The 25879-nt window shown below is 70.0% G+C and carries 22 protein-coding genes and 1 pseudogene; 9 read left to right on the top strand and 14 right to left on the bottom strand.

All coding sequences use genetic code 11. The annotated features are described in order from the left end of the window. The first annotated feature begins 64 nt into the window (after window positions 1-64). Window positions 65-1231, top strand: a complete 1167-nt coding sequence (gene xylA, locus KKZ08_RS03340; RefSeq protein ID WP_223773000.1) for a xylose isomerase — start codon at window positions 65-67, stop codon at window positions 1229-1231. 182 nt (window positions 1232-1413) lie between these two features. Here the strand turns inward: xylA and KKZ08_RS03335 are convergent, their stop codons facing one another. The 3 genes from KKZ08_RS03335 to KKZ08_RS03325 all read right to left on the bottom strand — a co-directional run bounded on the left by KKZ08_RS03335 (window position 1414) and on the right by KKZ08_RS03325 (window position 7228). Beyond that, window positions 1414-2766: an esterase-like activity of phytase family protein gene (locus KKZ08_RS03335; protein ID WP_223778890.1), complete on the bottom strand. Its 1353-nt coding sequence runs from the start codon at window positions 2764-2766 to the stop codon at window positions 1414-1416. 263 nt (window positions 2767-3029) lie between these two features. After that, the gene (locus tag KKZ08_RS03330; protein ID WP_223772999.1) at window positions 3030-4352 is read right to left on the bottom strand and encodes an SWF or SNF family helicase; all 1323 of its coding nucleotides are present in this window, start codon (window positions 4350-4352) and stop codon (window positions 3030-3032) included. Continuing rightward, complete coding sequence (locus KKZ08_RS03325; protein WP_223772998.1) at window positions 4349-7228, bottom strand: DEAD/DEAH box helicase; 2880 nt, start codon at window positions 7226-7228, stop codon at window positions 4349-4351. The genes KKZ08_RS03330 and KKZ08_RS03325 overlap by 4 nt, the downstream gene beginning before the upstream one ends. A gap of 250 nt (window positions 7229-7478) precedes the next feature. On the opposite strand from KKZ08_RS03325, the gene KKZ08_RS03320 reads away from it, so the two are divergent. Together KKZ08_RS03320 and KKZ08_RS03315 are read left to right on the top strand one after the other, a co-directional pair. After that, on the top strand, window positions 7479-8534 hold the full coding sequence (locus tag KKZ08_RS03320) for an acyl-CoA desaturase (protein ID WP_223772997.1): 1056 nt from the start codon (window positions 7479-7481) through the stop codon (window positions 8532-8534). A gap of 181 nt (window positions 8535-8715) precedes the next feature. Further along, window positions 8716-8898 carry a hypothetical protein gene (locus KKZ08_RS03315; protein ID WP_223772996.1) on the top strand — a complete coding sequence of 61 codons (183 nt, stop codon included), beginning with the start codon at window positions 8716-8718 and terminating at the stop codon, window positions 8896-8898. Window positions 8899-9007: 109 nt separating this feature from the next. On the opposite strand, the gene KKZ08_RS03310 is transcribed toward KKZ08_RS03315, so the two are convergent. Together KKZ08_RS03310 and KKZ08_RS03305 are read right to left on the bottom strand one after the other, a co-directional pair. Then, entirely contained in the window at window positions 9008-9832 is an 825-nt protein-coding gene (locus KKZ08_RS03310) for a hypothetical protein (protein WP_223772995.1), read from the bottom strand. 129 nt (window positions 9833-9961) lie between these two features. Continuing rightward, the gene (locus tag KKZ08_RS03305; RefSeq protein ID WP_223772994.1) at window positions 9962-10261 is read right to left on the bottom strand and encodes a hypothetical protein; all 300 of its coding nucleotides are present in this window, start codon (window positions 10259-10261) and stop codon (window positions 9962-9964) included. Between the two features lie 101 nt (window positions 10262-10362). Between KKZ08_RS03305 and KKZ08_RS03300 the strand changes: the two genes are divergently transcribed. Next, window positions 10363-11268, top strand: a complete 906-nt coding sequence (locus KKZ08_RS03300) for an oxygenase MpaB family protein (protein ID WP_223772993.1) — start codon at window positions 10363-10365, stop codon at window positions 11266-11268. On the opposite strand, the gene KKZ08_RS03295 is transcribed toward KKZ08_RS03300, so the two are convergent. Further along, a complete protein-coding gene (locus KKZ08_RS03295; protein WP_223772992.1) occupies window positions 11245-11778 on the bottom strand; it encodes a PadR family transcriptional regulator in 534 nt (177 codons plus the stop codon). The genes KKZ08_RS03300 and KKZ08_RS03295 overlap by 24 nt on opposite strands. Window positions 11779-11928: 150 nt before the next feature. Between KKZ08_RS03295 and KKZ08_RS03290 the strand changes: the two genes are divergently transcribed. Then, window positions 11929-12687: an alpha/beta hydrolase gene (locus KKZ08_RS03290; protein WP_223772991.1), complete on the top strand. Its 759-nt coding sequence runs from the start codon at window positions 11929-11931 to the stop codon at window positions 12685-12687. Between the two features lie 25 nt (window positions 12688-12712). Here KKZ08_RS03290 and KKZ08_RS03285 read toward each other — a convergent pair whose 3' ends face one another. Beyond that, window positions 12713-13312, bottom strand: coding sequence for a class I SAM-dependent methyltransferase (locus tag KKZ08_RS03285; protein ID WP_223772990.1), 600 nt, complete (start codon window positions 13310-13312; stop codon window positions 12713-12715). Between the two features lie 132 nt (window positions 13313-13444). Here KKZ08_RS03285 and KKZ08_RS03280 point away from each other — a divergent pair. Beyond that, window positions 13445-13522, top strand: a pseudogene (locus KKZ08_RS03280) (ATP-binding protein); the annotation flags it as partial. A 3-nt stretch (window positions 13523-13525) separates the two neighbouring features. On the opposite strand, the gene KKZ08_RS03275 reads toward KKZ08_RS03280, so the two are convergent. Then, window positions 13526-13954, bottom strand: coding sequence for a PPOX class F420-dependent oxidoreductase (locus KKZ08_RS03275; RefSeq protein WP_223772989.1), 429 nt, complete (start codon window positions 13952-13954; stop codon window positions 13526-13528). Window positions 13955-14046: 92 nt separating this feature from the next. Here KKZ08_RS03275 and KKZ08_RS03270 point away from each other — a divergent pair, with 92 nt between their 5' ends. Together KKZ08_RS03270 and KKZ08_RS03265 are read left to right on the top strand one after the other, a co-directional pair. Continuing rightward, window positions 14047-14460: a roadblock/LC7 domain-containing protein gene (locus KKZ08_RS03270; protein ID WP_223772988.1), complete on the top strand. Its 414-nt coding sequence runs from the start codon at window positions 14047-14049 to the stop codon at window positions 14458-14460. A gap of 110 nt (window positions 14461-14570) precedes the next feature. Next, window positions 14571-15506, top strand: coding sequence for a DUF6397 family protein (locus tag KKZ08_RS03265; RefSeq protein WP_223772987.1), 936 nt, complete (start codon window positions 14571-14573; stop codon window positions 15504-15506). Window positions 15507-15539: 33 nt separating this feature from the next. Here the strand turns inward: KKZ08_RS03265 and KKZ08_RS03260 are convergent, their stop codons facing one another. The 4 genes from KKZ08_RS03260 to KKZ08_RS03245 form a co-directional block, all read right to left on the bottom strand. Then, the gene (locus KKZ08_RS03260) at window positions 15540-16067 is read right to left on the bottom strand and encodes a tetratricopeptide repeat protein (protein WP_223772986.1); all 528 of its coding nucleotides are present in this window, start codon (window positions 16065-16067) and stop codon (window positions 15540-15542) included. 149 nt (window positions 16068-16216) lie between these two features. Beyond that, window positions 16217-17410 carry a winged helix DNA-binding domain-containing protein gene (locus KKZ08_RS03255; protein ID WP_223772985.1) on the bottom strand — a complete coding sequence of 398 codons (1194 nt, stop codon included), beginning with the start codon at window positions 17408-17410 and terminating at the stop codon, window positions 16217-16219. Between the two features lie 25 nt (window positions 17411-17435). After that, complete coding sequence (locus KKZ08_RS03250) at window positions 17436-18338, bottom strand: acyl-CoA thioesterase II (protein ID WP_223772984.1); 903 nt, start codon at window positions 18336-18338, stop codon at window positions 17436-17438. Window positions 18339-18384: 46 nt separating this feature from the next. Continuing rightward, window positions 18385-20898 (bottom strand): DEAD/DEAH box helicase, encoded by a 2514-nt coding sequence (locus KKZ08_RS03245; RefSeq protein WP_223772983.1) that lies wholly within the window; start codon window positions 20896-20898, stop codon window positions 18385-18387. Between the two features lie 121 nt (window positions 20899-21019). Between KKZ08_RS03245 and KKZ08_RS03240 the strand changes: the two genes are divergently transcribed. Continuing rightward, window positions 21020-21814, top strand: a complete 795-nt coding sequence (locus KKZ08_RS03240; protein ID WP_223772982.1) for a metal-dependent hydrolase — start codon at window positions 21020-21022, stop codon at window positions 21812-21814. Window positions 21815-22074: 260 nt separating this feature from the next. On the opposite strand, the gene KKZ08_RS03235 is transcribed toward KKZ08_RS03240, so the two are convergent. Together KKZ08_RS03235 and KKZ08_RS03230 are read right to left on the bottom strand one after the other, a co-directional pair. Continuing rightward, window positions 22075-23856, bottom strand: a complete 1782-nt coding sequence (locus KKZ08_RS03235; RefSeq protein ID WP_223772981.1) for an ABC transporter ATP-binding protein — start codon at window positions 23854-23856, stop codon at window positions 22075-22077. Continuing rightward, window positions 23853-25862: an ABC transporter ATP-binding protein gene (locus KKZ08_RS03230; RefSeq protein WP_223772980.1), complete on the bottom strand. Its 2010-nt coding sequence runs from the start codon at window positions 25860-25862 to the stop codon at window positions 23853-23855. Before KKZ08_RS03230 ends, KKZ08_RS03235 begins: the two co-directional genes overlap by 4 nt. Window positions 25863-25879: the final 17 nt, after the last annotated feature.

The following is a 25879-nucleotide window of genomic DNA, read 5'->3' as shown; positions in this document are numbered from 1 at the left end:
CCCAGCGGCGCCCTCGGATACTAATTTGTAAAGCGCCATGACGAAATAGGTGAGGGAGCCGTACATGAACTACCAGCCCACCCCTGAGGACAAGTTCAGCTTCGGCCTGTGGACCGTAGGCTGGCAGGGCCGTGACCCGTTCGGCGACGCCACCCGAGGCGCACTCGACCCCGCAGACTCGGTACGTCACCTCGCCGAACTGGGTGCCTACGGAGTGACCTTCCACGATGACGACCTGATCCCCTTCGGGTCGTCCGACACGGAGCGCGAAGGCCACATCAAGCGGTTCCGGCAGGCGCTGGACGCGACAGGCCTGGTCGTACCGATGGCGACCACGAACCTCTTCACGCACCCCGTCTTCAAGGACGGCGCGTTCACCGCCAACGACCGCGACGTACGTCGCTACGCGCTGCGCAAGACGATCCGCAACATCGACCTGGCGGTGGAGTTGGGCGCGCGCACCTACGTGGCGTGGGGCGGCAGGGAGGGAGCGGAATCCGGTGCCGCGAAGGATGTGCGCGATGCGCTCGATCGGATGAAGGAGGCCTTCGACCTCCTCGCCGAGTACGTCACCTCCCAGGGCTACGACCTGCGGTTCGCGATCGAGCCGAAGCCGAACGAGCCGCGAGGCGACATCCTGCTGCCGACCGTTGGCCACGCCCTGGCCTTCATCGAGCGCCTGGAGAAGCCCGAGCTGTTCGGCGTCAATCCCGAAGTGGGCCACGAACAGATGGCGGGGCTGAACTTCCCGCACTCCATCGCGCAGGCGCTGTGGGCGGACAAGCTCTTCCACATCGACCTCAACGGCCAGACCGGCATCAAGTACGACCAGGACCTGCGGTTCGGCGCCGGTGACCTGCGCAGCGCCTTCTGGCTGGTCGACCTCCTGGAGAGGGGCGGTTACGAGGGCCCGCGGCACTTCGACTTCAAGCCGCCCCGCACGGAGGACTATGAAGGGGTGTGGGCATCGGCCGCCGGCTGCATGCGCAACTACCTGATTCTGCGGGAGCGGGCGGCCGCTTTCCGCGCCGACCCCGAGGTGCGCGACGCGCTGAACGCCTCGCGCCTCGACGAACTGGCGCTCCCCACGGCCGAGGACGGGCTCAGCGGACTGCTCGCCGACCGGAGCGCCTGCGAGGCCTTCGACGTGGAGGCGGCCGCCGCGCGCGGCATGGCCTTCGAGCGCCTCGACCAGCTCGCCATGGACCATCTCCTGGGCACGCGCGGCTGAGCGTTCCGCGGCGGGTGCGGGCCGCCTCCGGTGGCTGGGGGCGGCCGCCGTCCACGCCGCCGGGAAGGGCCCTCAGGGCGGCGCAGCGGGCTGTTCGTACTGTTCGCGGTCCGCGTGGCCGTCAGAGTCATCACATCCGTAGCAGGCCGAACCGCACCCGCGGCCCCTCCGTGTGCGCTGCGTCAGCGCTTCCGGGGCAGCCGCACGTACGTCACGGTGGTCTCGACGCCGCTGTCCACCAGACGCCCGTTCTTGTCGAACGCTTCCGCCCCGTCCCTCATCCCGAAGTCGTTGTCATTGATGAGGGCCAGCGTGCGACCGTCGACTGCGGCGACGCCTTCGATCTTGTCGGGTACGCCGTTGACAGCGCCCAGGTCGACGACCAGACGCTTGGCGAGGACGGGCACCCCGGAGGCCGTGGGGTCGTCGAGCTGCTCCAAGGAGGGCCGTGTGGTGGCCCTGTCCCACTTGCTGCCGAGGATGTCAGCTCGGTGGTTCAGTGTGACGGCCTGAAGCCTGGCGGCCTTGTCGGTGCGCTCCTGTACGAGCAGTCGGTCGCGGCCGACGGCCACCACGGAGGAGATCTTCAACTCCGAGGTGTCGTCCTCACCGGGATCGACGATGTCCACCGCGTCGAACCGGTAGGCGTACTCGGCGGTAACCGCCTGCTTCTTCGGCGAGAAGCGCAGCAATCGCGCCGTGCGCGACGCTTCGCCCGCGTCCTCGTCGGGCAAGGACAGGGGACTCTGCACGGCCATCACCAGATCGCCCCCGGGAAGCTGGGCGAGCCCTTCGAAGCCGCGGTTCGTCTTGCGGTGCAGCAGAACGCCGGGCAGCGCCTCGACCACCGGATAGCCGGCGTCACGCAGCTTCAGCCCCTGCGGGACGTAGCGCTTGAGTACCTTCCCGCGCGCGGAGACATGGATCAGGGAGGGTCCGTACTCATCGACCAGCCAGAAGCTGCCATCGGCGGCCCGCACGATGCCCTCGGTGTCCAGCCCGTTCGGGTCGTACGTGACCGAGGTTCTCGCGTCATAGGAGTACGGCGCCTCATCGCGCCCCTCCTGGTTGGGCAGGCCCGTGACAGGCCTCCCTGAGGACGTCGTGAGAGGCAGGGCGGAGACGACCTTCACCTTGTCCCCGGAGACCCGGATCTTCACGATGGCCGGGTCGAAACCGGGGACCGGGAAGGTGCGGCGCTTCTTGCCGTCCACCTTGATCTGGCCGTTGGGCCCCCGGTCCGTGACCGTCCAGAACTCGCCCTTGCGGCCGGCCGGGTAGAGGTCACTGCCGATGCCGCCGAGATCCACTCCGCGGTCGTCGCGCACCGTCCCCGGCAGCAGGGCGTTGCTGAAAACGCCGAGAGGGATGTCTCCCAGGGTGGCCGCTGCGGTGATACGCGCCTGCTTGTGGCTCCCGCTCGCCTGACTGCCGGTCGCGGTGCCTGCCACCGCCAGCCCGGCCACGACGGCGAGCGGAATGCCGATGGCTACGGAGCGGCGGACGCGACGCCTGCGGGAGGCGTGCGGGGACATCGGGGCCTTCTGGGGCACGAGTTCGGTCACAGCGGCCAGACTTCGCCGCTGCCGAGAACAGGAAGAAGCTGCCAGATGAACGACAGGAGACGCGCCGACGGCGCCTCCTGCGAGAGGCAGAAGGCGCTGCCGGTGTGCCCGGCGTACGGGCGTCCGGCGCGAACACGCCGGTGAGCGGGGCATGCTCTCCAAGAACACCGCACGCCGTCCGCGCGGTCGAGCGAACCGCCTGGCCCGTCACCCGCAGACCGAGAACGCCCTTGTCACTCGCTGCCGCTCGCCATGGCCAGAGCCGTCGCCGGGTCATGGGCGGCCGGTCCCGCCGGGGTCCAGCGGCCGCGCTCCTTGCGGTAGGGCCACCAACGGCCGTCCCGCCCGTGGCGCAGCTGAGCGTCCGAGCCGACGACGGTCCACCGATTGCGGGCCGCCCGCAGTTGTGGGCGCTCACCCTCTTCCCAGGCCGCTTCCAGCGCGGCACGCGCGCGTGCCAGCGGGTCGCCCTTGGGCGTCCACTTCTCTTCGAGTACACGCAGCGCGGCCTGACCCCCGTACCGCCAGGCCTGTACGGCGAGGGCGAGACCGTCACGGCCGCGTTCCGACGCCGTCGCGAGCCGGGCCTGGACGGCGGGCCCCGGAGCGGCGGCGGCCAGGCGTACGGCGTCCTCGCTCGCGGTCAATTCCTCCTCGATGGCATGCTGTTCATGACCAGGAGTGAGCGCGTCGGCCAACAGACGGTGCGCCTCGGCGGCCGCCTGCGCCGCCAGGAACTCCACGGCGGCCACATCGAGCCCCTGCGCGGGCTCGGCCTCCGTGTCGAGGGTCGGCGGCAGCCCCGGCTCGGGCGGCAACGCGGGCAGGACGGGCAGCGGCGGCAGGATGGCACCGTCCGCGTACGCCTGCGCGGCGCTGACGCCCTCTGGAGCGCCGTCCTCGGCCCCTTCGCGGGGCTCCGGTGCCTCGGCCCGCGCAACGCTGCGCTCGTGCAGCTCGTCGAGGAGTTCACGCTCCCCGCGGCCCCGCATCAGCAGGAGCACGAAGGGGTCCTGGTCGAGCAGCCGCGCCACCTGGTAGCAGAGCGCGGTCGTGTGCCCGCAGTGGTCCCACGCCTCACAGTCGCACTCGGGCTCCAGATCGCCGATGCCCGGCAGGAGTTCGATGCCTGCCGCCGCGGAGTCCTCCACCAGGTGCGGCGGCATGTCGCGGTCGAGGAGCGCCGCGATGTGCCCGGCCCGCTCAATGGCCATCGTCAAGAAGCGGTCCCACTCCTCCGGGCTCAGCTCCTGCAACAGCACATCGGAGCGGTGCGGGGTACCGTCGCGGTCCTTGACGACCGCGGTTATCCGGCCGGGCCGCACAGAGACCGCCCCCACCGCACCCGCACGCGCGAGCCGACGGCCGGCCTTGAGCTGACCGTTGTCCAGGGCCGTGTCCTCCAGCGCCTTCAGCCAGGCCTGGCCCCACCAGGTCTGCGCGAAGCTCCGCCCGTGCGGAGGCGGCAGTGCCTCGAAAGTACGCTCGTCCGTAGCCCCGTCGGCGTGCTTGCGGCCGTCCTCGGCCCCGTACGCCTCGTCATGGATGTCACTCATCGCGTGCCCCCTCGCAGCTCCACCAGGTCCGACAGTTCGGCGTCGGTCAGCTCGGTGAGACCGCTCTCACCCGAACCGAGGACGGCGTCGGCCAACTCCCGCTTGCGCAACAGCATGTCGGCGATACGGTCCTCGATCGTGCCCTCGGCGATCAGCCGGTGCACCTGCACCGGCTGCGCCTGCCCGATGCGGTACGCACGGTCGGTGGCCTGTGCCTCGACGGCGGGGTTCCACCAGCGGTCGTAGTGCACGACGTGCTCGGCACGGGTCAGGTTCAAGCCCGTTCCCGCCGCCTTCAAGGACAGCAGGAAGACCGGCACCTCACCGTCCTGGAAGCGCTGCACCATCGCTTCGCGCTCCGCGACGGGTGTGCCGCCGTGCAGGAACTGCGAGGGGATACCGCGGTCCGCCAAGTGCCGCTCGATGAGCCGTGCCATCTGCACGTACTGCGTGAAGACCAGCACGCTCGCCTCCTCGGCGAGGATGGTGTCGAGCAACTCGTCGAGCAGCTCCAGCTTTCCGGAGCGGCCCGGAATCCGGGGCTTGTCCTCCTTGAGGTACTGCGCGGGGTGGTTGCAGATCTGCTTGAGACCGGTCAGGAGCTTGACGATCAACCCGCGCCGCGCGAAACCGTCGGCTCCGGAGATCTCGGCGAGGGTCTCTCGGACCACTGCTTCGTAAAGGCCCGCCTGCTCCGTGCTGAGCGAGACGGCACGGTCGGTCTCCGTCTTCGGCGGCAGCTCGGGCGCGATCCCGGGATCCGACTTGCGCCGGCGCAGCAGGAACGGACGTACGAGCTGCCCGAGCCGCTCGGCGGCGCCGGGATCCGCGCCGTCCTCCACCGCCTTGGCGTAGCGAGTGCGGAAGGCACCGAGTTTGCCGAGCAGGCCGGGGGTGGTCCAGTCGAGGATGGCCCACAACTCGGACAGGTTGTTCTCCACGGGGGTGCCGGTGAGCGCCACGCGTGCGCGTGCCCCGATGGCGCGCAGCTGCTTCGCGGTCGCCGAGTACGGGTTCTTGACGTGCTGCGCCTCATCGGCGACGACCATGCCCCAGGAGGTCTGTGTCAGCCGCTCGGTGTCGAGCCGCATCGTGCCGTAGGTCGTGAGCACGAACTCGCCGTCCGCCAGGTCCTCCAGATTGCGCTGGGCCCCGTGGAATCGTCGTATGCGCGTGCCGGGTGCGAACTTCTCGATCTCTCGCTGCCAGTTCCCCATCAGCGACGTCGGACAGACCACCAGGGTGGGGCCCGCGGCGTCCTTCTGCGTCTGACGGTGCAGGTGCAGCGAGATCAGCGTGATCGTCTTGCCGAGACCCATGTCGTCGGCGAGGCAGCCGCCGAGGCCGAGCGAGGTCATCCGCGCCAGCCAGTTGAGGCCGCGCAGCTGGTAGTCGCGGAGCTCCGCGGCGAGTGCCTCGGGCTGGCCGACGGGCTCCATGCCCTCGGGGTCAGCGAGCCGCTCACGCAGCGTGGCGAGCCACCCCGTGGGCTCTACCTCGACGGATCGCCCCCCGACCTCGGTGGTGCCCGTCAGGGCGGCGCTGAGGGCGTCGATCGGGGTGACCTTGCGGTCCTGCTGGTCGCGGGCGCGGCGGACCTCCTCGGGGTCGATCAGCACCCACTGGTCGCGCAGGCGCACCACGGGGCGGTTCGACTCGGCGAGACGGTCCAGTTCGTCGCGCGTCAGCTGCTGGTCGCCCAGCGCGAAGCGCCAGTTGAAGGCGAGCAGGGCATCGGCGGAGAGAAACGACGGCGTGTCGGAGGACAGCTTGTCCGGCATTTTCTCGTCGCCGTGCCGCTCGTCGTCCGGCGGGCCGATGACGGCGCGCGCGGTGAGACTGCGTGCCAGTTCCTTCGGCCAGTGCACGTCGACGCCTGCGGCCGCGAGCATCCGGGCTCCTTCGCCGAGGAGTTCGGTGACTTCCTCGTCGGCGAGCTCGATCGCGTCGGGCACGGTCGCCGAGAGCAGCGGGGCGAGCGGAGGCCACGCGCGCGTGGCGCGACGCAGCGCCAGGAGGGCATCCATACGAGAGCGCGACCCGAAGACCTGCGCGGTCGAGCCGCCCCCTGCCCACACCTCGGCTGCGTCCGCGACCAGGGAGGGATCGCTGACGCTGTGCAGTTGCACAACGGCACGGAAGGGAAGCCGCGTACCGTCCTCGGTGACCGAGACGAGGCCGGGAATCTCCACGCGCAGCGAGATCCGAACTCCCGCGTCGTGCCCCGCCGCCACGTCCGCGGCCCACGCCCGCTGCTCGGGCACGTGCTGTGGCTCCGGTGACGCGAAGACCGGCCCGCCCGCGGCCAGCGCGGCGGCGGGGGAGCGGGGCAGGGTGTCGGCCACGGCATCGAGGAACTGTCGCAGCAGTCGCTCCGGCTCGGGCAGCCGCAGCGGTGTGCCGTCGTCCAGCGGCAGGGCGTGGGCGGCCGGTGGCATCGCCGCGGCGAGCTCACGCAGCCTCTGAAGATCCTGTACTCCCAAGGGGCCGGCGCGCCAGGAGTCGTGATCAGTGGCCGATAGTCCCGGCAACAGCAGGCCGCGGGCGGCGAACTGTAGCGCGAGCACCCCCGCCGTCCCCCAGAAGGCAGCCGCCGGGTGGGTTCCCGATGCGGCACGCGCGCGCGTGAGGACCGGCAACGCGGCCCGAACCGGCAGCAGTACCGCGGACACGGCACTCAGTTCGACGTCGTCATCCACCAGGAGGGCGATGGACAGCTCCTCGAAGGTGCCGTCGACGACCGCAGGCGGCTGCGTGCCATCCGGGCGCCAGAAGGCGACCCGGCCGCCACGTGCAGGGTCGGCGGGCACGAAGAGAACGGAACAGCGCGACAGTTCAGAAATCTCGTCGGGGGAGACGACAGGGAGTTTGTGCACAGCGATGGCGCATTCCTCAAATTTGACTACTGGGACCGGAGCGGCCGAGAGTACATCATGTGCAGGGCTTTCCGAGTGGCCGCGCGTGGTGATCCCGGTCACCTCGCGCGGAGGGGGTGTAGCCAACCCCCCTCTCCGAAGGCGCTGTCCCCCGATGGAACACGGGGGGTGCCGCCATGGTCGCCGCAGGTGACCGATCCGTACGTTGTGACACGTCAAGCCCGCCGTCACGGATACCGGAGACCCATCCATGCCCCAGGTCGCAGCAGCAGTCGCGGAACGGCCCCCAGCCATAGTCGGCAAGCAGCCCGCCGGAAGCGATTTCGCGCCCCTCCTGCGCACCGTCAAAGAGCAGGGGCTCTTGGACCGCCGAATCGGCTGGTACACACGCTCCATCGCGATCAACGCCCTGGCGCTGGTCGCCGTGGGCACCGGAATGTTCTTCGTCGGAGCTTCGTGGTGGGTGCTGCTGCTCGCCCCTGTCCTGTCCGTCCTGTGTGCCCGAACCGCCTTCATCGGCCATGACGCGGGACATTCGCAGATCACCGGCAACCGGTCCGTCAGTCGGGTCCTCGGCCTCGTACACGGCAACCTGCTGCTCGGGATGAGCTCGGCCTGGTGGAACGACAAGCACAACCGGCATCACGCCAACCCCAACCACATCGAGAAGGACCCCGACGTCGCCGCGGACGTCCTCGTCTGGACCAGCAAGCAGGCGAAGGTCCGGGTGGGCTTCCGGCGTTGGCTCACCCGCAACCAGGCCTGGTTGTTCTTCCCGCTGACGCTCCTCCAAGGCATAGCCATGAAGATCTACGGCTTCCAGGATCTGCGCCGGCAGTCGCCGCGCGAACGCGTGGCGGAGGGGACACTTCTTGTCGCCCACCTGGTGGGGTACGTGACACTGCTGCTCGCCACCATGCCCCTCGGCCACGCGATCGCTTTCGCCGCCATCCATCAGGCGCTGTTCGGCCTGCACCTCGGACTCGCGTTCGCGCCCAACCATAAGGGCATGGAAATGCCCGATCCGGACGGCGAGCGCTGGGGCCATCTGAGCCGTCAGGTGCTCACGTCCCGCAACATACGCGGCGGCCCGCTCACCGACTGGTTCCTCGGCGGGCTCAACTACCAGATCGAGCATCATCTCTTTCCCAGCATGCCCCGCCCCCACCTGCGGCTCGCCCAGCCGGTCGTGCGCGCCCACTGCGCCGCGCTGGGCATGTCGTACACGGAGGCCGGATTCGTCGACTCCTACCGTCAGGTGCTGCGGCACATGTACGAAGTCGGCGAGCCCCTGCGGGTCGAGTAGGCCGCGGACGCGGCGGGCAGTTCACATGCGACGAGCCGCTGGGTGAAGGCCAGTGGCTCGGAAGTCGGGATCCAGTAGGGGGACGACTCAGGGGTCTCTCAGGGTCGCGATCAGGAACCGTCTGAAGCCCGATGCCGTTTTCCCAGACAGAGAGCGGCGCCAGCCGCGAAGGAGGCGACACATGTCGAGGAACGCGAAGATCGCCGCAGGAGGTGTGGCGGCCGGGCTCATCATGCTGATCTGGCTGCCCTGGTGGGCCGCACTGCTGATCGTGCTCGGAGTCCCGGCGGCGGCCTATCTGACACTCGACCCCGGGCAGCGGCGCAGGCTGCGCCGAGTCACGCGCAAGGAGCTCGGCCACTGAGGTCGCTGTGCGGCTTCGGTGCTCCGGTTCGCTCGCGGCCCGACAGACGTCGGTTCCGCGAGCGAACCGAACAGTGTGTCGTGCCACCGAGCGTGTTCCTGCGGCCGTTTCAGGTGGGGCGGACCGCCATCTTGTCGAGGGCCTCCAGGAGCGCCGGAAGCTCGGGGCCGCGACCCACCGGCAGCACTTCGCCGGGCTCCTCGTCCAGGAGTATGAACGCGATGTCGTCGGTCCGGGCGACCATGGACCAGCCGGGGCCGTCGACCCGCAGTGTGCGGGCATCCCCGGTGGCGAAGGAGGACCGCACCCGGCCCAGGGGCGGAGGAGTACCGAGATAGGCACGCGCCTCGGCCAGGACGCGCCGGACGTCGGTCAGCGGTGCCTCCTCGGAGCCCGCCGGGGCCGCCTCCTGGGAGCCCTCCGGCGCGAAGTCAGCGTCATCGATCTGCTCCCGCCAGGCCGCCCACTGCAGCGCTATCTCGTCGGCGCCGAGGCGCCGTTGAGCCGGGCCCCAGGTGTCCGACCGCGGCGGTGCGAGAGGTATCCGGTTCTCGTCCTCGGGGTCCGGCTCCGGATCGTGTGGAACGGGCACGCCAGGGGCCGCGACCGCGACGGCCAAGGGCCAGCCGGGCAGTGCGGCGACGACCGTGCGCTCGTCGGGGGACAGGTCGTACTCCATGCCGCAGTCCCACGAGGCGATCGCCACGGCCACGAGCGACACGTCGTCGACGACGACCGTCCATCGCGCGCCGTCGCCGTCCTGTCCGAGTACCAGCCCGTACCCGGCGGCAAGGGGCGCGAGGCCCAGCGCCGCACACGCCTCCGGATAGTCGTCGCCCAGCACGCTGGGGAACTTCGCGGGCGTGAGGAGAACCGCCGTCAGCACGTACAGCGCGTCGTCATCGGCGGCGACAGCGTCGTCCGTACCGGCCATGCGAGCCTCCCATCGCTTCCTCTGTCGGCGCACCCTAACCAGTCGTCCCAGAGATCGTCGAGAGGTGGGTGACCAGGAAAATCACCGAGGTCCCGACCCCGATCCGGCTTCCCCGGGGCAGACCACGGCTCAAGCGGCGGGCAGCCCCAGCAGCGTACGAGCCACGTCCCGAGGTGACTCGTCACGTTCCCGCGCGAGGGCGATGACGGCCCGGCAAGCCAGTTCACTGACGCCGAAGGACAGCGCCTCCGGGGAGACCCAGCCCGTGGCTTCCGCCATCTCGTCCTGATCGTCCTCGGCGCAGGCCGCCACGTAGACAGCGGCCGCTTCGAAGAGATTGTGGGGGCGCTTGCGCTTCGCGGGGCCCTGCGCGCGCTCACCGTCGTCACGCTTGCCGGCACGCCATAACGTACGAAGCCTGTCAAACATGTGGTCGACCTTCCCCCGGGGTGTGACTTACACCGCTGAGTGCTCATCTGCCGTTGCCCAAAGTAGAGTTAGCGCTTCGGTCACAGAAGGGGGAGCGCGCGGTGAAGCGTTTCGAACGGCTTGAGCAGATCAGGCGTCTCGACCCGGAGAAGGACTTCCTCGAGATCTACCGGCTCACCGCGACGCTCGAATTTCCGTGGGACTACACGCGCGCACTTGAACTCGCCCTCTACCGCACCTACGCAGTGCCCAGCATCGGCCGACTGCTCGCCGAGACGGCCGAGCTGACGGACCGTACGCAGAAGAGGTACGACGACACGGCGCTGCTCCTCGACACCGTCGTTGAGCACGGATTCGAAAGCGACGAGGGCCGCACCGCTATCCGCCGCATCAACCAGATGCATCGCAGTTACGACATCAGCAATGACGACATGCGCTACGTCCTGTGCACGTTCGTCGTGGTGCCCAAACGATGGATCGACTCCTACGGCTGGCGCAGACTCTCGCGTCACGAGACGGTCGCCGCCGCCACGTATTACCGCACCCTCGGGCAGCACATGGGCATCAAGGAGATCCCGGGCTCCTACGAAGAGTTCGAGCGCTGCCTCGACGACTACGAAGAGGCCAACTTCGGCTGGAACCAAGGCGGGCGCGAGGTGTCCGACGCGACGCTCGACCTGATGGCCTCCTGGTACTCGCGCCCCCTGGCTCCCCTGCTGCGTTCCGCGACCCTCGCCCTGCTGGACGAGCCCTTGCTGCGCGCGTTCCGCTACGAACCGCCGGGCGCCGTCACACGGTCGCTGGTGAGGGGCGCGGTGCGGCTGCGCGGGCGCGCCGTCCGCCTGCTGCCGCCACGCAGGGCGCCGCACTATGCGCGGCAGAACTGGGAGATCAAGGGATACCCGGACGGCTACGAGATCGCGGAACTCGGCACCTTGCCGGTGCCCGGCGCCCGCGGCTGCCCGGTGCCGCACAAGGCCAGGTCAGCGGCCGCTCCCACCGAGTGACGCCAACGTCTCGCACAGCCACGCCAATTCGGCCTGGCTGGTCGCGCGGGCGATCGTGAGGATGCCGCGCCGGAAGGGGTCGTCGAGCTCCTCCGCGCGCAGCGGCCGCTCGCCCTCGTAGAAGAAGCTCGCCGGCTCCTCCAGGAAGGTCAGCCGCCTGCGCAGCACCGCCGCCTGGGCCGCCTCGTCGTCCAGGTGGCGGAGGAACGCGAGCAACGTGAACCAGCGGTTCTCGTCGGTGATGTCGCCTCGCGCCGGTTCCGCGAGCCTCTTGCGCAGTTCCCGCCTGCCCTCCGGTGTGAGGGTCAGGACGTGGCGTGGCGCCGCGACGGCCCCCGGCTGCGTCTCACGGGCCAGCAGTCCCGCCTTCTCCAGCCGCTTGATGGCCGGGTACAGCGTGCTCTCGGCGACGGGCCGCACGTGCCCCGTCAGTGCGGTGATGCGCTTGCGCAGTTCGTAGCCGTGCAGCGGGGCGTCATAGAGGAAACCGAGGATGGCCAGTTCGAGCATGGTCCGCATTCTGCCGCAGCCCTCACCGCTCCCGTTGTACCTCACCCCCGTTATACATCGGACACGATGTATTGTGCCGACATTGCTCAGGGTGCCTGGCGAGCGGCGTCGCGGCGCCCGACATGACGACGAGAGGCAGGGGAAACGGCCATGAGAGAAGCGCGATTCGACGCGCGCGGGAGCCGCGTGCGATGGACGGAGACCGGCGGGGACGAGCCGGCGAGGGTGTACGTGCACGGCCTCGGTGCGGCGTCGACCGTCTACCATGCGCACATCGCGGCCACACCGGAACTGGCGGGACGCCGCTCGCTGTTCGTGGACCTTCCGGGGCACGGCATCAGCGATCGGCCGGCCGACTTCGGCTACACGCTCGAAGATCACGCACGGGCACTGGCCGCCGCTCTGGATGAGGCCCAGGTCGCCGACGCGGAGATCGTCGGGCACAGCATGGGCGGATCCGTCGCCATCGTGCTCGCGTACCGGCGGCCCGACCTGGTGTCGCGGCTGGTCGTCACGGAAGCCAACCTGGACCCGAACCCTCCGCTGACGGCGGGCAGCAGCGGTATCGCCGGCTACGAGGAGGAAGACTTCGTCAAGGGCGGCGGCCACGCGCGCGTGCTGGAGAAAGTGGACCCTACATGGGCGGCCACCATGCGGCTCACCGACCCAAGGGCCCTGCATCGAAGCGCGGTCGATCTCATGGCGGGGACGCGGCCCACGATGCGCCGCATGCTGATGGAGCTGTCCGTGGACCGCGTCTACTTGCACGGCGCTTCGAGCGGTGAACTCCCGGAACGGGACGCGCTGCGTGCGTCCGGGGTGCGGGTGGTGACCGTGCCGGAAGCGGGACACAACATCATGTTCGACAACGCGGACGCGTTCGCCGCCGAAGTCGCGGGGCGGCATTGAGCGTCGGCCCGAAGGCGGGGCTCGCTCAGTTCTCGCGTACGGCCAGAGCGAGGAAGCGGGCGTCCTCGTCGACGTATGACGTCATGTGCCAGCCGGAACCGGCGAGGAGGGGGCCGAGGTTGGCCTCCGCCCGCAGATCGTCCGACGTGATCCGGCGTCCCTGACGGGTCGCGAGCGCCGCCCGGCCGATCGGGTGGAAGAGGGCGAGCAGCCCACCAGGGCGCACCACTCGCCGCAGCTCCCGCAAGTTCTCCGCGGGATCCGGCAGATGCGCGATGAGTCCGGCACCGAAGACCGCGTCGAGCGACTCGGCGAGCAGCGGCAGCCGTGCCACGTCGGCGAGGAGGAGCTGACCGTCGCGGTCCCTGCCCGCTTCTTTCGCGGCCACCAGCATGGCGGGCGTCAGATCTGCGCCGAGTACGACCCCTGACGCCCCCACGGCGTCCCTGAGGGGAGGGAGGGCGCGTCCGGTGCCGCAGCCCGCGTCGAGCACCCGGGAGCCGGGGCGAAGCCGGAGCTCGGCCACGGCTGCCTGGTAGGCGGGCCCGTCGTCAGGGAATCGGGAGTCCCAGTCGGCCGCGCGGGCCGTGAAGAATTCCTGGACCTTTGTGTGGTCGTCGCTCATGGGCCCCATGATCCCGCAAGAACCACACGCACGTTGGGGGTACTCGTTCGAGCGTGACCCGATCGTTCACGACCCTCTCTGTCATAGTCCACCAGCTTTCAAAATGTGCGCGTACCGGTATCGCCAGGGACTTCGAAGGAGGTGCTGATACGTCTGGTCGAATGCGCCGGGCGGGCGTACACCGCCCGGCTGCTCGACTCGGTGGGCTGACTCTCAGTCGGAGACGGCGGCGTACGCGAGCACCTTGTCGATCTTCACACGGACCAGGAGTTCGCCGGGCACGCCGTTACGCTTGCCGAATTCCTCGGCGCGTTCCTCGCCCATATAACGGGCACCGAGCCGGGCGGCCCAGTGCCGGACCTGGTCGATGTCCTCGATCAGTTCAGCCTGGCCCTGCAGGACGACGAAGGCGAACGGCGGCTGATCGTCGTCCACGCACAGCGCCACGCGTCCGTCGCGTGCGAGGTTCCGTCCCTTCACCGTTTCCTTGCCGGTGTTGAACACGAGGTCGTCCCCGTCCAGCAGGAACCAGATCGGTGCGATGTGTGGGCTGCCGTCCGCCCGGACGGTCGAGAGCTTGCCGGTCCGTGTGCCGTGCGAGATGAAGGCCCGCCATTGGTCATCGGTCATCTTCTGTGCCATGTCCTCATCATGCTTGCCGGGGCGCCGGTCGTGGGGAAGGCTGGCAGGTCAGATCCTCCAGCCAGGGGGAGCGGACGCGGGGAGACGGGACCATGGGGCAGAGCACGGGGCTGGGCTGGCTGCTGGACGACCTGACGCAGCGGATGGAACACGTACGGCATGCGCTGGTGCTCTCCAACGACGGACTGGTGACGGCTGCGAGTTCGGATCTGAAGCGTGAGGACGCGGAGCATCTCGCCGCGGTCTCGTCAGGACTTCACAGCCTTGCCAAGGGATCAGGGCGCCACTTCCACGCCGGCAATGTGCGGCAGACGATGATCGAGTTCGACGACGCCGTCCTCTTCGTCACGGCGGCGGGCGACGGCAGTTGCCTCTGTGTCCTGAGTTCCGCGGAAGCCGACATCGGTCAGGTCGCCTACGAGATGACGCTGCTCGTGAACCGTGTCGGCGAGCACCTGGGCGTCGGAGCCCGGCAACCGGAACGCACGCCTGTCGTGGACCTCTGACCTGCGCTGACGCTGTCACGACAAGAGTTATCCACAGGCCCAGCGAGGAGCGCGGTGGTCGGGCTACGGTTTTTCCCGAGAGCAATCACGTCTCACGGGGGAGAACCACCATGGCAAGTGACACAATCACGCAGACGGCCGATGCGGCTGCCGTCCGACCGCCGATCACGCCGAGCGGCGCCGCGAGGGAACTGGGTCTGAAGCGCGGCGAGTTCGACCTCGCGGTGATGTTGGGGCGCATCCGCACCGTCGGGGACACCGGGAGCGGTCAGCGTCGCGTGTCACGTGAGGAGATCGACCGCGTACGCGGAAGCGAAGGCTTTCCCGAGTCGTTGCGCAAGGACATCAGAGCCGTGGGTACCACGGAGGGCGCGAAGGTCATGGGCATCAGCCCGGCCCGCTTCACCCGACTCGCCCGAGTCGGTGCGCTGACGCCGGTCAAATTCTACTTGAACCGGTACCGAGCGGTCGTCTGGCTCTATCTCGCCGAAGAGCTGCGCCAGTTCGCCGAGATCGCAGCCAACGCCGGCCTCCTCACGGGACGCATGCCGGCAGCGTTGCGCGCACGACTGGAAGAAGGCCAGGACCTTAGGGCGCGCAACTGGCGGGGCCGCTATGCGGATTCCCTGCTGCGCCAGGCCGAGGACCCTTGGGAGCGCGCCGCCGCCATGGCTTCGCTGCTCGACCCGGTGCAGATTGCGGAGATCATCAGGGATCCGTACGAACGCGCCTACCTCAACCGTCTCAAGCCCGTGCCGCGCACCCACGGAGCACCGGACTCGCCCGTGGCTCGCATCGTCGAACGGATCACCACCGCTGACGACCCGGACGAGATCCGCTGGCTGCGCTCCAGCCTGCTGATCGGCCTCGTTCAGGCCCGCGCACAGCGCCCGGCGCCCCGACCCGCACAGCGCCCGGCGCCTCAGCCGATGCCCGAACGGGCAAGTCTTGCAGCGGAGCCCGCCCTCCCGAGAGAGGTGGTGCTCGACGCTTCGGCGGAGGAGCCGAGAGGTCTGCGGAAATGGCTGCGCCGCAGGCGGGCGTAGTCCGGTGGGCGCACGCCATCCATATCGGCGCTGCTACATCGTCGCGTGGAGGTCCTTGGCGTACTCCTCGATGGCAGGACGGTAGCCCGCAATCTCCGGATCCCTGCTCGTGGCGGCAAGCAGCGTCAGGAGCAACTCCATCGCGTCGTGGGTCCGGCCGGTGTTGTACAGCGCCATGGCCAGGAACGTCTTGAGCGCGCCGTCGTCGGGGAACTCGGCCGCCGCGTCGCCGAGCGTGGTGACGGCTTCCTCATAGCGGCCAAGGGTCCTGTAGGTACTGCCCAGGCCCAGGAGCGCTCCCCGCCGGTCGTCATCGGAAAGCCCCTCTCCGGCGAGCGCGCGCTCGTAGTAGGGAACGGCTTCGGCCTCCAGGCCCAGCGTGTCGTGGACCCACGCGGTCTGGTACGCCACCTCGGCGTCCTGCGGCCACCGCGCCGAGAGAGCGACCAGCCGCTCTCGGGCTTCCTCTCTTCGACCTGCCTCGCGCAGCCCGACCGCCTCGGCAAGGAGCCCCTCCCTGCTCTCGGCACTCTCGGCGCTCCCCGCCGTGTTCTCGCTCAACTGCCCGCCCCCCTCGTCACGTTGCCCCCATCATTCCGGACCCATCCGGGATCCTTCCCGGGCCCACTTCTGATCCACCCATGAATCCGATCTGAACGGAAAAGCAGATGCCGGACCTGACCCGCTCCAAGCCTGCTGCTCCGGGTGCTTCAACCGGCCAGCTCCTCTTCGAGCCATGTGCGGCCACGCGTGCGCGCGGTGAGTCGCACCCCGCCCAGGCGCGCGGCGAGACGCTCTGCCTCAACCCGCACAGCGCTCTGCGCGTCGCTCCCGACGTCTTCCAGGAACCTGCACACGATCTCACCTCGGCTGTCTTGAGCCCACCCCCCGACGATGCGGCCGTTCCACCACAGAGACGGGCCGATGTTGCCGTTTCTGTCGAACAGGCGGGGGCCGTGGTCGCCGAGGAACCAACCACGGTTCTGCCAGCCCATCGGAGTCGAGTCGAGCGCCGGGAGCAGGGCGGCCCACGGCTCAGGTGGAGGAGTCTGCTCCATGTCGTCGGGAAGCAGCAGACCGGTCACTCCGTCCAGGTCGACCTCGACAGGGCACAGCTCCGTCAGCGCTCGCTTCGTCTGGGTCTTGGTCCACCCGGTCCACCAGCGCAGATCATTCGCCGTGGCCGGACCGAACGTTCGCAGCCACCGCCGGGCGAGTTCGAACTGGGCTTCCTGGGTCTCCCAGTCGGCGAGCCCGCCAGGGAACCAATCCGTCAGCGGGGCCCAGCGGTACTGGTGAGAGGTCCACGTGCCGCGGGGGCGTCCGCGTACGACATGGCCCTCGGCGGCGAGCAGGAGAAGGAGCCTGCTGGCCAGTTTCTGCCGGTCCTCGTAGCTCTTGCCGCGCGCCATCACCAGCTCCGTGCTCAGACGTGGGTCGTCGCTCGCCAGCTCGGCCGCCGTTGCCTCGCCCCGCTCCTTGAGGGCCCGCAGAGCCGCCTCCTCGGCCTCCGCCAGCCACGCGGCGATTCCGGCCGCGTCCGCGGCGACGCCGCTCTCCGTGAGCATGCCGAGGAGGAGGCGGCGCTCCCGGGCGGCGACCGCGCGGGAACACGCGGCTTGCAGCACGGGAGCTACATCAAGGGACGTCACGAAGACCGTGCGGCGCATTCCCATCAACCGGATCACCGACCGGTCCTCGTAGAGCGCCCGCTCCACGTCCGCTACACGCCCGTCCCGCATACGGGCCCAGGCGCCCACGTACACCGACGACGGATCAGTGCCGTGCAGCGCCAGCAGAGACCGTGCCACCTCGGCCGGATCGTCCGCCCTGGTGTCGGCCGTCAGCCGATGCCGAAGTGCGAGTCGCGCCCGACGCTCGGCCACGCCTATTCGTTGCACCATGCCTCCCACCAGGATCCTCCGCCCCTCAGGCGCCTGGCGCCGGGCTGTCCATGTGGCGCTCCCCGTACGGGCGGAACAGCCCTTCCTGGACGACCGACACCAGGAGCCGGCCGTCGGTGTCGTAGATACGGCCTCGGGCGAGGCCGCGGCCCCCCGTCACGATGGGGGACTCCTGGTCGTACAGGAACCACTCGTCCGCCCGGAAGGGGCGGTGGAACCACATGGCGTGGTCGAGCGAGGCCATGTCGAAGCCACGCGGGCCCCACAGGGGCTCCACCGGGATGCGCACGGCGTCGAGGAGCGTCATGTCGCTCGCGTAGGTGAGCGCACAGGTGTGCACGAGCGGGTCGTCGCCCAGCGGGCCGACGGCGCGCATCCACACAGCGCTGCGCGGCTCCGCGTCCTTGATCTCCTCGGCGGTCCAGCGCAGCCGGTCCACATAACGGATGTCGAAGGGCTGGCGCCGCGCCATGCGCTCCAGCTGTTCAGGGAGCGCACCGAGGTGCTCCTTGATCTCGTCGACGACCGTCGGAAGCGACTCGGGGGCGGGAGCCTTGAGGCGCGGCGGCAACTGGTGTTCGAACGCGCCCTGCTCGGGCTGATGGAAGGAGGCGGCGAGATTGAAGATCGTGCGGCCCTGCTGGACGGCGGTGACGCGGCGCGTGGTGAAGGAGCGCCCGTCCCTGACCCGCTCGACCTGGTACACGATGGGCACGCCCGGGCGGCCCGGACGGAGGAAGTACGCGTGCAGGGAGTGCACCGGGCGGTCGCCCTCGGTGGTGCGGCCCGCTGCCACCAAGGCCTGTCCGGCGACCTGTCCGCCGAACACCCGCTGGAGGGATTCCTGGGGGCTGCGGCCCCGGAAGATGTTGACCTCGATCTGCTCCAGGTCCAGCAGATCGACCAGCCGGTCGGCGGGATTGCTCATGACAGTTCCTCGACTCCTGTCCGGGACGCGTGCTTCCTCCGGGCGGTCAGAGCTGGCCGACGTCCGTGACCCGGACGATGGCGCGGCCCTCCTCGTCGGAGGCCGCGAGATCGACCTCCGCGCTGATGCCCCAGTCATGGTCGCCGTTCGGGTCGGCGAACGTCTGCCGGACGCGCCACAGACCGTGCTCCGGATCCTCCTCGATGCGCAACAGCTTGGGGCCGCGCGCGTCGGGACCGGTCCCGAGATCTTCGTACTCATCCCAGTACTTGTCCATGGCCTCGCCCCAGACGTCCGCGTCCCAGCCGGATTCGCCGTCCAGTTCGCCGAGCTCCTCGACGTGATCGAGAGCGGCCAGCTCGACCCTGCGGAACAGCGCGTTGCGCACGAGGACGCGGAAGGCGCGGGCGTTCGCCGTCACCGGCTTGACCTGGTCGGCCTTCTCCTGGGCCTCCTCGGCCGTCATGACCTCGGGGTTGGCAAGCTGCTCCCACTCGTCGAGGAGGCTGGAGTCGACCTGGCGGACCATCTCACCGAGCCAGGCGATCAGATCCTCCAGATCCTCCGACTTCAGGTCGTCCGGAATGGTGTGCTCCAGCGCCTTGTACGCGCTCGCGAGGTAGCGCAGCACGATGCCCTCGGTGCGGGCGAGCTCGTAGAAGGAGGTGAACTCAGTGAAGGAGAGCGCCCGTTCGTACATGTCACGGATGACCGACTTCGGGGAGAGCGGGTGGTCGCCGACCCACGGGTGGCTCGTGCGGTACGTGTTGTACGCGTGGAAGAGCAGCTCCTCCAGGGGCTTCGGGTACGTGATGTCCTGGAGCCGCTCCATCCGCTCCTCGTACTCGACGCCGTCGGCCTTCATCAGCGCGACGGCCTCACCGCGCGCCTTGTTCTGCTGGGCCGCGAGGATCTGGCGCGGGTCGTCGAGAGTGGACTCGACGACGGACACCATGTCGAGGGCGTACGACGGGGACTCGGGATCGAGCACTTCGAAGGCGGCGAGGGCGAACGTGGACAGCGGCTGGTTGAGGGCGAAGTCCTGCTGAAGGTCGACGGTCAGCCGCACGATGCGGCCGGTGGCATCCGGCTCGGTGAGCTTCTCCACGACGCCGCCGGCGAGGAGCGAGCGGTAGATCGCGATAGCGCGGCGGATGTGCCGAAGCTGCTGCTTGCGCGGCTCATGATTGTCCTCGAGGAGGTGACGCATCGCCTCGAAGGCGTTGCCGGGACGGGCGATCACGGAGAGCAACATCGTGTGCGTGACCCGGAAGCGGGACGTCAGCGGCTCCGGCTCGGACGCGATGAGCTTCTCGAAGGTGTTCTCGGTCCAGCCGACGAAGCCCTCGGGAGCTTTCTTGCGGACCACCTTGCGACGCTTCTTCGCGTCGTCGCCCGCCTTGGCAAGCGCCTTCTCGTTCTCGATGACGTGCTCGGGCGCCTGGGCGACCACGAGGCCCGCGGTGTCGAAGCCCGCGCGCCCGGCCCGCCCGGCGATCTGGTGGAACTCCCGCGCGCGCAGCGTGCGAACGCGGCTGCCGTCGTACTTGGTGAGTGCGGTGAAGAGCACCGTGCGGATCGGCACATTGACGCCGACCCCGAGGGTGTCCGTGCCGCAGATGACCTTGAGGAGACCCGCCTGCGCGAGCTTCTCCACCAGGCGGCGGTACTTCGGCAGCATGCCGGCGTGGTGTACGCCGATGCCGTGGCGCACGTAGCGCGAGAGGTTGCGGCCGAACTTGGTGGTGAAGCGGAAATTGCCGATCAGATCGGCGATCTTGTCCTTCTCCTCGCGCGTGCACATGTTGATGCTCATCAGCGACTGTGCTCGCTCGACGGCCTGCGCCTGCGTGAAGTGAACGATGTAGACCGGCGCCTGCTTGGTCTCGAGCAGCTCCGTGAGTGTCTCGGTGATCGGCGTCAGACGGTACTCGTAGGAGAGCGGGACCGGACGCGTCGCGGACCGCACCACCGAGGTGGGCCGACCCGTGCGGCGGGTCAGGTCCTTTTCGAACATGCTGACGTCGCCGAGCGTCGCCGACATGAGGATGAACTGCGCCTGAGGCAGTTCCAGCAGGGGGATCTGCCACGCCCAGCCGCGGTCCGGCTCGGCGTAGAAGTGGAACTCGTCCATCACGACCTGGCCGATGTCGGCGTACTTGCCGTCCCGCAGCGCGATCGAGGCGAGGACCTCGGCCGTGCAGCAGATGACGGGGGCGTCGGCGTTGACCGACGCGTCACCGGTGAGCATGCCGACGTTCTCGGTGCCGAAGAGCTTGCAGAGGTCGAAGAACTTCTCCGAGACCAGTGCCTTGATGGGCGCCGTGTAGAAGGTCACCTTGTCCTGGGCGAGGGCCGTGAAGTGAGCGCCCGCCGCCACCAGGCTCTTGCCCGAGCCGGTCGGCGTGGACAAGATCACGTTCGCTCCGGAGACCACCTCGATCAGCGCCTCCTCCTGGGCCGGGTAGAGAGTGATCCCCTGATCCTCGGCCCACGACGAGAAGGCTTCGAAGAGGGCATCGGGGTCGGCATCCGGCGGCAGCTGATCAATAAGGGTCACACCCCCATCTTGCCTTCCTTCTCACCCGATCAGGGAACCGGAGGCCCTGACGAAGATCACGAACGCTACGCTGTGTCGCCAACGGGGCGTCAGAACAATCGAAATGGGGCGGGCGACAGCAATGATGGGACCGGCACACTCACTGTCGGGGGCGGCGGCCTGGCTCGGAGTCGGCGCGGCTGCCGCGGCCGCGGGGCACACGATGCCCTGGCCGGTCCTCCTCGTAGGAGCCCTGATCTGTGCCGGGGCGGCGCTCGCGCCCGACCTCGACCACAAGTCGGCCACCATCTCGCGCGCCTTCGGGCCGCTGTCACGCGGCCTGTGCGAGATCGTCGACAAGCTCTCCTACTCCGTCTACAAGGCGACGCGCAAGCAGGGGGACCCGCGCCGCTCGGGCGGGCACCGCACGCTGACGCACACCTGGCTGTGGGCGGTGCTGATCGGCGCGGGGGCCTCGGCCCTGGCGATATCCGGCGGGCGCTGGGCGGTCCTCGCGATCCTCTTCGTCCACATGGTGCTCGCCATCGAAGGCCTGCTGTGGCGGGCCGCACGCGGATCGAGCAGCGATGTGCTGGTGTGGCTGCTCGCCGCGACGAGTGCCTGGATCCTCGCCGGGATCCTCGACAAGCCCGGCAATGGCTCGGACTGGCTGTTCACCGCGCCGGGCCAGGAGTATCTGTGGCTCGGGCTCCCGATCGTCCTCGGAGCGCTGGTCCACGACCTGGGGGACGCCCTGACGGTCTCCGGGTGCCCGGTCCTCTGGCCCATTCCCATCGGACGCAAGCGCTGGTACCCGATCGGGCCCCCGAAGGCGTTGCGTTTCCGGGCCGGCAGCTGGATCGAGCTGAAGGTGTTGATGCCGGTGTTCATGCTGCTCGGGGGAGTGGGCGGCGCCGCCGCGCTCAACGTCATCTGAGGGCCGACCTTCGCACGAGCCTGGCCTGCGCCACCGGGCGGCGCGCTTCCGCCCCGCCGATCACCGCTGAGCCCGTGGTCGGCTCCTCGATGCCTGCGACAGGGCGGATCGGAGCGGTCCCGGACGCGTCGGTGAGGCCGACGATGATCAATCCGGGCGCGGCCGCCCCCGCTCACGCGCGAATGGCCGCCCCCGCCCATGCAAGGGCCGTGGCCCCGCTCACCGCGGAGCCGCTGCGCCCACCCCCTCCTGAGCAGCCGCTATCCGTGCCAGGACCGCCACAGCGCCGCGTACGCGCCGTCGGCGGACACCAGGTCGTCGTGGCTGCCGAGCTCGCTGATCCGACCGTTCTCCACTACCGCGATGACGTCCGCGTCGTGCGCGGTGTGCAGGCGGTGGGCGATCGCCACCACCGTGCGGCCGTCCAGGACGCGGGCGAGCGAGCGCTCCAGATGCCGCGCGGCCCGGGGGTCGAGCAGGGAGGTCGCCTCGTCCAGGACCAGCGTGTGCGGATCGGCGAGAACGAGACGTGCCAGTGCGATCTGCTGTGCCTGCGCGGGCGTGAGCGGGAACCCGCCGGAACCGACCTCGGTGTCCAGCCCCTCGTCGAGGCCACGCGCCCAGTCGGCCGCGTCGACCGCGCCGAGTGCCGCCCACAGTTCGGCGTCCCGCGCTCCGATCCGCGCGAGGAGGAGGTTGTCACGCAGGGAACCGACGAACACGTGGTGCTCCTGGTTGACCAGCGCCACATGGGAGCGGACCTCCTCCGCCGGCATCGCCGACAGGGCGGCGCCGCCCAGTGTGACCTGGCCGGTGCGGGGTCCGTAGATGCCGGCGAGCAGTCGGCCGAGCGTCGACTTCCCTGCGCCCGACGGTCCGACCAGGGCGACACGCGAGCCGGGCTCGATGGCGAGGGACACCTCGCGCAGCACGTCGACGCCCGCGCGGTACCCGAAGTGCACGTCGTCCGCGAGGACGTGACGCCCCTCCGGGACGACGGAGGTGTCGCCCGCGTCCGGCTCGATGTCACGCACGCCGACGAGCCGGGCCAGCGACACCTGGGCCACCTGAAGCTCGTCGTACCACCGCAGGATGATCCCCAGCGGGTCGACGAGCATCTGGGAGATGAGCACTCCCGCGGTCAGCTGCCCCACGCCGATCCAGCCCTGGAGGACGAAGACTCCGCCGATCATCAGTGTCGAACAGAGCACCGTGGTGTGGGTGAGGTTGATCGCGGGGAAGAGCACCGACCGCAAGTAGAGGGTGTAGCGCTCCCAGGCGGTCCACTCCTTGATGCGGCGTTCCGAGAGCTCGATGCGGCGTTCGCCGAGCCGGTGCGCCTCGATGGTGCGCCCCGCGTCGACGGTCTCGGCCAGCGCGGCGGCCACGGCGGCGTATCCGGCCGCCTCGGAGCGGTAGGCGGCGGGGGCCCGCTTGAAGTACCAGCGGCAGCCCACGACCAGGAGCGGCACGGCGACGAGGACCGCCGGTGCCAGCGGCGGCGCGGTCACGACGAGCCCGCCGAGCAGCAGCACCACCCACACCACGCCGATCGCCAGCTGCGGCACGGCCTCACGCATGGCGTTGGCCAGGCGGTCGATGTCCGTGGTGATCCGGGAGAGCAGATCGCCGGTCCCGGCCCGTTCCAGAACACCGGGCGGCAGCCCGACGGACCGTACGAGGAAGTCCTCGCGCAGGTCGGCCAGCATCCGCTCGCCGAGCATCGCACCGCGCAGCCGCACCTCCCGTACGAAGAACGCCTGCACGGCGAGTGCGAGCGCGAACAGCCCGATGGTGCGCTCCAGATGCAGGTCCCGGGCGTCGGCCGAGACCTTCTCGACGAGGTCGCCGAGGAGGTAGGGACCGGCCATCGAGGCGACCACGGCGAGCGTGTTCACCGCGATGAGCAGGGCGAAGGCCTTGCGGTGGCGCTGGAACAGCTCGCGTACGTAGGCGCGGACGGTCGAGCTCGCGCCGACGGGCAGGGTCTCCGCGGTCGTGGGGGCCGCCGGGTCGTACTCCGGGGGCGCCAGGCCGATCATGCCGTCTCCTCGATGTCGAAATTCGTGGGGGCGCCGACACTGGCGCGCTCGTCGTCGGTCTCGCGGGTCACGACCGCGCGGTACCGCGGTTCGCCGTGCATCAGTTCGCGGTGCGTGCCCACGGCCGAGACCTCGCCGTCGGCCAGGAAGACGACGTGTTCGGCACGGTCCAGGAGCAGCGGTGACGAGGTGAGCACCACGGTGGTCCGCCCGGCCCGCAGCCTGCGGATTCCGTCGCCGACCCGGGCCTCGGTGTGCGAGTCGACGGCGGACGTCGGCTCGTCGAGCACCAGGGCTTCGGGGTCGGTGACCAGGGAGCGGGCCAGGGCGAGGCGTTGGCGTTGCCCGCCGGAGAGGGAGCGGCCGCGTTCCGTGAGGTGGGCGGCCATCGGGTCGTCGTCCACCGACGCCTGGGCCAGCGCGTCCAGGACGTCCGCGCACTGCGCCGCCGCGAGTGCTTCTTCGGCGGTGACGGCTCCGGAGGCCGGTACGTCGAGGAGCGCGCGGAGTGTCCCGGAGAGAAGGACGGGGTCCTTGTCCTGGACCAGGACGGCGGCCCGGGCCTCGGACAGGGGCAGGTCATCGAGCGCCATGGCGCCAAGGCGTACGGACGGCAGGCCCGCGGCGTCCTCGAGCGCCGGGTGGCCGCCGAGACGTTCGGCGAGTCGCCCTGCCTCGTCCGGGTCGCCGCAGACCACGGCGGTCAGGCGCCCGGCCGGGGCGAGAAGCCCTGTCACGGGGTCGTACAGGTCACCGGTGGGACGAGCACCGCCCGGCCACGTCTGCCCGTCCGCCCGCGTCCGCTCGTCCGTCCGCGTTTGCCCGCCCGCCCGCGTCTGCGCGTCCGGCCACGCCTGTCCGGTAGCGCCCGCAGCCGCGCCCACCGAACCTCCGGCACCGACTTGCGGCACGGACGCGGTGAGACCGGGCTGCTTCTCGGCCTGTCCTGCCGTACGCGGGCCCGGGGTCTCGGGCCGCGGCCCGGACCGCTGCCCAGTCGTGGGCTCCGCCGCCCGCTCCAGCGAGAGCACCCGTGCGGCCCGCTTCGCGGAGGGACGTGAGAAGGAGTACGCCATGGCGATCTCCTCGAAGTGCCGCAGCGGATAGTTGAGCATCATCACCGCGCTGTAGACGGTGACCAGTTCGCCGACGGTGATCCGGCCCTCACGGGCCAGGTGCGCGCCGTGCCAGACGACCGCGATGAGCAGCAGACCCGGCATCAGGACCTGGATCGCCGAGATCGCGGCCCACATCCGGGCGCTGCGTACTGCCGCCGTGCGGACCTCCTGCGAGGCGCGGCGGTAGCGATCGAGGAAGAGTTCCTCGCCGCCGATGCCGCGCAGCACGCGGAGCCCGGCGACGGTGTCCGACGCCAGTTCGGTGGCCCGTCCCGCCTTCTCGCGCTGGAAGTCGGCCCGACTCGTCGCGCGGGGCAGCAGGGGAAGCACGGCGAGCGCGAGCACCGGAATGCCCACGGCGACGACGACACCGAGCGCGGGCTGGTAGACGAGGAGCCCGACGCACACCAGGAGGACCGTGAACGCCGCCGCCGCGAACCGGGAGAGCGCCTCCACGAACCAACCGATCTTCTCGACGTCACCGGTGGAGACGGCGACGACCTCACCGGCCGCCACGCGCCGGGTGAGCGCGGAGCCGAGCATGGCGGTCTTGCGCGCGAGGAGCTGCTGCACCCGGGCCGCTGCCGTCACCCAGTTGGTGACCGCGGTGCGGTGCAGCATCGTGTCGCCCAGGGCGATGGCCACGCCCAGCAGGCCGATCAGCGCGCCCGCGAGGGCGAGCCGACTGCCGGACCGGTCGAGCACGGCCTCGACGGCGATGCCGACCATGTACGGCAGGCCCGCGATGGAGCCGAAGTGCAGCAGGCCCCAGCCGAGGGACTTGAGCTGTCCCCCGAGCTGGTTCCGTCCCAGCCAGAGCAGGAAGCGCGGCCCTGACCGGGCATCGGGGAGGCCGGGGTCGGAATACGGAAGATCGCGAATCTGCATGACGTCCCAGGACTCGG

It is taken from the genome of Streptomyces sp. 135 (genome assembly GCF_020026305.1).
In the GTDB taxonomy this organism is placed as follows: domain Bacteria; phylum Actinomycetota; class Actinomycetes; order Streptomycetales; family Streptomycetaceae; genus Streptomyces.
Note: the sequence above shows the minus strand (reverse complement) of the source record. Positions and strands in the feature narration are given on the sequence as shown.